The following is a 6,514-nucleotide window of genomic DNA, read 5'->3' on the forward strand; positions in this document are numbered from 1 at the left end:
TGGCGTCATCCTGGTGCGGTTTCCGGTGTCATGCTGGTGACGCTTCCGCTGGTCGGCATCGTGCGGTTTCCTAAGCGCCGATGAGTGTCCGGCTTGTGCCAGATGGTCCTTTGTTGCGTCAGTGGAACGCGGTCTCCGGCGTTCGTGGTGCGGTTGCTGTCTTCATGGGCGGGCGGGAAGGGCCTGGCTCGATGACGGCATCGCACTGCCTCCGGCCCCCGCGTACGAAGGCGGCCCGGGTGGCCTCTCCCTATCCATGACCTGGCCCCGGGGAGAGGCCAACCGTCCCGACCCTCGCACAGCGCGGCCCGCACCGCTGCGACCCCACCGGCCCTCGCATCCTGGATCTGGGATATTCTCCCGGATGTGAGAGATTCGGAACTGTCCCCCGAGGACCTGCGACTCGCCACCCGCCTGGCCGCGCTCCGCGCCGAACACGGCTGGTCCCTCGACGACCTCGCCAGCCGCAGCGGCGTCAGCCGCTCCACCCTCTCCCGCCTGGAACGCGCCGAGATCAGCCCCACCGCCGCCCAGCTCGGCCGGCTCTGCTCCACATACGGCCGCACCATGTCCCGCCTGCTCGCCGAGGTCGAGGCCGAACCGCCCCAGCTGCTCCGCGCCGCCGACCAGCCGGTCTGGCGCGACCCCGCATCCGGCTTCGTGCGCCGCTCCGTCTCCCCGCCGCATGCAGGACTGCGCGGCGAACTGATCGAAGGCACCCTGCACCCCGGCGACGCCATCGACTATGACGCCCCGCCCGTCCCCGGTATCGAACAGCACCTGTGGATCCTGGACGGCACCCTGGAACTCACCGTCCGCGGCGAGACCCACCAGCTGGCCACCGGCGACTGCCTGCGCTTTCGGCTCTGGGGCCCGTCCCGCTTCCACTGCCCGGACCCGCGCCCGGTCCGCTACGCCCTCGCCGTCGTCCTGCCGTGACGGCCGTGACCGCCTCGATCCCCGGGACCGCCCGGACCGCCGTGACCACCACGACCACCTCGACCGCCGCACCCCAGGGGGTACCCGCCATGACCGAGATCGTCCGCCTCACTGCCGCCGACCTGACGGCCGACCAGGACGGACTCGCCGACCTGCTGCTCGACGCCGTCGCCGACGGCGCGTCGATCGGCTTCCTCGACGGCCTCGACCGCACCGAGGCCACCCGCTGGTGGCTCCAGTACCAGGACGTGCTGGCCGCCGGACACCGCCTGAGCTGGATCGCCCGCGACCCCGGCGGCCGGATCGTCGGCACCGTCAGCCTGGTCCTCGGCGACAAGGACAACGGCCGCCACCGCGCCGAGATCGTCAAACTGATGATCCACCGCGACGCCCGCGGCCAGGGCCTCGCCCGCCGCCTCCTCCACACCGCCGAACACGCCGCCACAGCAGCCTCCGCCACCCTTCTGCTGCTCGACACCCGCACCGACAGCCCCGCCGAACAGCTCTACCACTCGGCCGGCTGGACCCCGTACGGGCTCGTCCCCGGCTATGCCGCGGACCCCGACGGCACCCTCGCCTCCAGCACCTTCTTCTACAAAACCCTCAACTGACCTACTCGCCGTACTTCCCGTCCGTACTGTCCGAGGCCGCGGCCGCCGCGCCTGCGAGCAGGCCGGGGGCGAGCGGCCCGGCCTGTACCCGCTGTTCGGCGGAGCTCACCGACGCCGAGTGGGACCAGGGCATGGTCAGAAGCTATTCGGGCGGTGATCTTCACCCCCGATCTCGCGAACATCCTCGACCACCAGGGCAGCCATATGCGGGAGAAGCAGCTTCAACGTCTGATCACAGAGCACACAGGTTCAAAGATCGATCTGACGTTCAGTCACGCTGCGCGACCCCGAAATGTTGATCAGAGCCGATCAACTTTCCGCCAGCGGGGAGCTCTCCTACCGTCCCTTGACACGCTCTGTCCATGGGTCCGGGCTACAGCATCGCCTCGAACTGAAACTCGGGTGCGGTCAGCGGTTGCTCCGACCAGATGACCTTGCCCCGGGCCGTGTACCGGGTCCCCCACCGCTCGGCCATCTGTGCCACCAGGAACAGCCCCCGCCCGCCCTCGTCCGTCGTGGCGGCGTAGCGCAGGTGCGGGGCGGTGCTGCCGGCGTCGGAGACCTCGCAGACCAGGCTGGTGTCGCGCAGCATGCGAACGCGGACCGGCTGGACGCCGTAGCGGATGGCGTTGGTGATCAGCTCGCTGAGGATCAGTTCGGTGGTGAAGGTCAGGTCCTCCAGGCCCCAGGCGCTCAGCTGGTCGGCGCACTCGGTGCGGATGCGGGAGACGGCGGCGAAGTCGTCGGGTACGTCCCAGGTCGCCACCTGGTCGGGCTCGAAGAGGCGTGTGCGTGCGATGAGGAGGGCGATGTCGTCGCCCGGGCGTGTCGGGACCAGTGCGTCGAACACGGCCTGGCAGGCGGAGTCCAGGGATCCGTGGGTCTGGGCGCTGGCCAGGCAGGCACGCAGCGCGGTGAGCCCGCTGTCCAGGTCGCGCTCGCGGCTGGTGACGAGGCCGTCGGTGTAGAGGACCAGTGCGGTACCCGGTGCCAGCTGGAGTTCGGTGGCTTCGAAGGGCAGGCCGCCCACGCCGAGCGGCGGGCCGGCGGGCAGGTCGACGAACTCCACCCTTCCGTCGGTGTGTACCAGCGCGGGCGGCGGGTGACCCGCCCGTGCCATCGTGCAGCGCCCGGAGACCGGGTCGTAGACCGCGTACAGGCAGGTCGCGCCCGTGACCGCCCGCTCGCCCTCGCCTTGGCCCTCGATATCACCCTCTCCCACAGCCACCTCGCCCCGATCGCGCGCCTCACCCTGGTCGAGGTGAGTGACCAGTTCGTCGAGGCGGGCGATCAGCTCGTCCGGGGGCAGGTCGAGGGCGGAGAAGTTGAGCACGGCCGTGCGCAGTCGGCCCATGGTGGCGGCGGCGTGCAGGCCGTGGCCGACGACGTCGCCGACCACCAGCGCCACGCGGAAGCCGGGCAGCGGGATGACGTCGAACCAGTCCCCGCCGACCCCACGCTGCGCCGGCCGGTAGCGGTAGGCCGCCTCCAGGGCGCTCTGCTCAGGCAGTCCCCGGGGCAGCAGGCTGCGCTGCAGCGTCTCGGCCATCCGGTACTCACGGGTGTAGCGGCGGGCGTTGTCGATGCACATCGCCGCGCGGGCGACCAGTTCCTCGGCGAAGGCGACGTCCTCCTGCCCGAACGGCTCGGACCGGTCCGCGCGCCAGAAGGTGACCGTGCCCAGGGCCAGGCCGCGCGCCTGCAGCGGCGCGGAGATCAGCGAGTGGACCCCGTACGCGAGGATCCGGTCGGCGGTCTGCGGGTCACGCGCCCGCCAGGCCTGCGCCTGGTGCAGGTCGGCCACCAGCGTAGCGTGCCCGCTCTCCAGGGCGGTGGCCTGCGAGGTGCCCGACAGCGGGCTGATCTGCGAACCCACCGGGTAGAACGGCCAGTCCTCCCGGATGCCGCCGGCAGCCACGCGGCGAATCCGCGGACCTCCCGCCAAGCCCGTGCCCGGCAGCGGCTCGTCACCGCGCAGCACCGCCTCGGCCAGCTCGACCGTGGCGAAGTCCGCGAACCGGGGAATCACCGCATCCGCCAGCTCCTGCGCGGTGCGCACCACGTCCAGAGTGGTGCCGACCCGTACACCCGCGTCGTAGAGCAGCTTCAGCCGGGCCCGGGCCGCCTCGGCCTGCCCGGCCAGCGCCCGCAGCTCGGTGGTGTCCCGGATGGTCGCGACGCTGCCGGGCCCGCCGCCGTACGGCGCGGTGGGGCGGTTGTTGACGGCGAGCAGCCGGTCCTCGGCCGGGTGGACCTCGTCGGTGGCGGCCCGCCCGGACGCCAGCAGCTCGGCCATCCCGGGATCGAGCCCGAGCTCGGTGACCGGCCGCCCCTCCACCTCGGGCGGCAGCTCCAGCAGCCGCCGGGCCTCGTCGTTCGCCAGCAGCGCCCGCCCGTCCCCGCCGACGATCAGCACGCCCTCGCGGACCGCGTGCAGCACCGCGTCGTGGTGCTCGTACATCCGCGTCATCTCGGCCGGGCCCAGACCGTGTGTCTGACGGCGCAACCGCCGCCGCACCAGCACCGCCCCGCCCGTACCCACGGCGACCGCGGCGACCGCGCCGCCGAACAGGACCGGCAGCTGTCGGGCCGCCGCGCTGGTTGCGTTCTTGACGGAGTGGCCCACCGAGACCAGGCCGGCGACCGAGCCATCCGGCCTGGAAACCGGCGCGACGGTGTCCATGTCATGTCCTAGCGGTGTGGTTTCGGTCGTGGTGACCGGCCCCTTCAGGGCCCCCTGGTAGGAGCCGTAGACGTGCTGTCCGATCAGCTCGGGATGGTCCGTGGAGGCATAGCGGATCCCATTGGTGCCGAAAATCACGATGTAGTCGAAGCCGCCGCTCTTCTGCACGTTCACGGCCAGCGGCTGCAGCACCGCGGTCGGATCAGCACTGTCGAGAGCAGCCGCCACCGTGGGGGCCTGCGCCAAGGTGATCGCCGCGGCGCGTGTGCGGCTCGCAGCATCACTCGTGGCATAGCTTCGGGCCTGCAGGATGAGGGCCGTCAGCGCGGCGCCGACCAGCAGCACCACCATGACCAGCATCCACAGGAACACCTGCCCGGCGACACTGCGCACCCACAGCCGCGAGCGCAGCCGCCCACGGGCGGACCGGTGTTCCCCCGGTCCGCCCGGTTCCGCACCCCCATGGGCGTGGCTGTCCACTCCGTGCATCCAGGCCGTCCCCGCGCATCCGGATCATGACCCCTCCACGCTGCCACCCAGCCGTGAAACATGCATGCTCGAATCGCCGGAGGGCCGGGCACAGCGTCAGGCAGGTCGGTGCCTTGGAGCCGCTCGACCGAGGTGAGTGCCTCCCGGGTGGCGGCCGGCGAGTCGGTGCGCTCGGGGTGGGCCAGCGAGACCTCCAGGTTGGTGCGCAGCGCCGCGATCGGGCTGCGCAGCTCGTGCGAGGCGTCCGCGACGAAGCGCTGCTGCCGGATGGCCGAGCGCTCCAGCCGGTCCAGGGTGGCGTTGGTGCTCCGGGCCATCCCGGAGATCTCGTCGCCGGAGTGCGGCACCGGGACCCGGCGGTCCAGCCGGTGCTCGCCGATCTCGCCCAGCTCGGCGCGGATCGCCTCCACCGGGCGCAGCGCCCGGCTGGTCGCCAGCCAGGCCGCCAGCGCGACCAGCAGCACGGCGACCGGCACGCCCAGCCGCAGCACCGGGTCGATGGTGCGCAGCGAAGCCTCGACGGCGAACGGGGTGGCCGGCACGTACACGGTGATCGGGCCGAGCGGGGGCTTGGCCGGCACGGTGGTGTCCGCTGCCGGGTAGTACATGCTCCAGCTGCCCGTGGCGGTGAAGGTGCGTCCTGAGTAGTGGTTGGCGGCGGTCGGGCAAGCGGGGCCGATGGCGATCTGAGGTTCCCCCGAGGTGCGGAAGGTTGCGGGATATGGCCTGATAGGCCATGAGAAGGGAGCCATTGTGATGGCTGCTCAGATGAATTACCCGCCCGAGTTGCGGCGGCGTGCGGTGGAGATGTACCGCACCGCCGACCCGAAGCCGGTGATCCGCCAGATGGCCCGCGACCTCGGGGTCCACCACGAGGCCCTGCGGAACTGGATCCGCCAGGACGAGGCGGACCGCGGTGAGCGCGACGACCGGCCGACCACCACGGAGAAGGAGGAGCTGGCCGCTCTGCGCAAGGAGAATGCCGAACTCCGCCGATCCTGCGAGATCCTCAAGGCCGCATCGGCTTTTTTCGCCCAGGAGCTCGACCCGACCCGGCGACGGTACTGAAGCTCATCGACGAGCACCAGGACCACTTCGGGGCCGAGCCCGTCCTCCGGGAACTGCACATCCCCGCCTCCACCTACTACCGCTGGCGCCGCGACGTCCACGCACCGTGTACGCGCAAGCGCCACGACGCCGAACTCACCGAGCACATCCGCCGCATCCACGCGGACTCCGGCGAGACCTACGGCTCCCCGCGCGTCCACGCCGTCCTGCGGCGCGAGGGCACCCGGGTCGGCCGCAAGCGGGTCGAACGCCTGATGCGCCAGGCCGGCCTGCAGGGCGTCAGCCCGCGACGGCCCCGCTCCTTCACCCGCCGTGACCCGGCGGCGGATCTCGCCCCGGACCTGGTCCGGCCCGACTTCACCGCCATCGCGCCGAACCGGCTGTGGGTCGCCGACATCTCACTGATCCCCACCGGCGAGGGACCGTGGTGGCTGGCCACGATCCGCGACGCCTTCTCCCGCCGGATCGCGGGCTGGCACACCTCCGAACGCGCCGACGCAGACCTGGTCCTCACCGCCCTCGAGTACGCCCTGCACGGCCGACCCGTCGAACCCGGGAAACTGATCCATCACAGCGACCACGGGTGTCAATACACGTCCATCAAGCTCACAACTCGCCTGCTGAAGGCAGGAATCGAGCCGAGCATGGGAAGCGTGGGCGACTCGTTCGACAACGCCCTCGCGGAGAACTTCTGGAGCGTCCTGAAGACCGAGTGCGTGCGCCG

At 71.6% G+C, this 6,514-nt stretch carries 7 protein-coding genes; 4 read left to right on the forward strand and 3 right to left on the reverse strand.

Annotated elements, in window-relative coordinates; translation table 11 throughout:
* Window positions 1-366: 366 nt before the first annotated feature.
* Entirely contained in the window at window positions 367-939 is a 573-nt protein-coding gene (locus ACWDBB_RS28310) for a helix-turn-helix domain-containing protein (RefSeq protein ID WP_449792284.1), read from the forward strand.
* 5 nt (window positions 940-944) lie between these two features.
* The gene (locus ACWDBB_RS28315; RefSeq protein WP_449792285.1) at window positions 945-1,550 is read left to right on the forward strand and encodes a GNAT family N-acetyltransferase; all 606 of its coding nucleotides are present in this window, start codon (window positions 945-947) and stop codon (window positions 1,548-1,550) included.
* 1 nt (window position 1,551) lies between these two features.
* Here ACWDBB_RS28315 and ACWDBB_RS28320 read toward each other — a convergent pair whose 3' ends face one another.
* From ACWDBB_RS28320 to ACWDBB_RS28330, 3 genes are all read right to left on the reverse strand, one after another.
* Window positions 1,552-1,683, reverse strand: coding sequence for a hypothetical protein (locus tag ACWDBB_RS28320; RefSeq protein WP_449792286.1), 132 nt, complete (start codon window positions 1,681-1,683; stop codon window positions 1,552-1,554).
* Window positions 1,684-1,923: 240 nt separating this feature from the next.
* Window positions 1,924-4,626, reverse strand: coding sequence for a SpoIIE family protein phosphatase (locus ACWDBB_RS28325; RefSeq protein WP_449792287.1), 2,703 nt, complete (start codon window positions 4,624-4,626; stop codon window positions 1,924-1,926).
* A complete protein-coding gene (locus ACWDBB_RS28330) occupies window positions 4,554-5,330 on the reverse strand; it encodes a histidine kinase dimerization/phospho-acceptor domain-containing protein (protein ID WP_449792288.1) in 777 nt (258 codons plus the stop codon). Before ACWDBB_RS28330 ends, ACWDBB_RS28325 begins: the two co-directional genes overlap by 73 nt.
* A 148-nt stretch (window positions 5,331-5,478) precedes the next feature.
* Between ACWDBB_RS28330 and ACWDBB_RS28335 the strand changes: the two genes are divergently transcribed.
* Window positions 5,479-5,790 carry a transposase gene (locus ACWDBB_RS28335; RefSeq protein WP_449792289.1) on the forward strand — a complete coding sequence of 104 codons (312 nt, stop codon included), beginning with the start codon at window positions 5,479-5,481 and terminating at the stop codon, window positions 5,788-5,790.
* Between the two features lie 5 nt (window positions 5,791-5,795).
* Window positions 5,796-6,514: IS3 family transposase (locus tag ACWDBB_RS28340; protein WP_449792291.1), on the forward strand; the 719-nt coding region annotated here is incomplete at its 3' end.

It is taken from the genome of Kitasatospora sp. NPDC001095, from assembly GCF_053598615.1.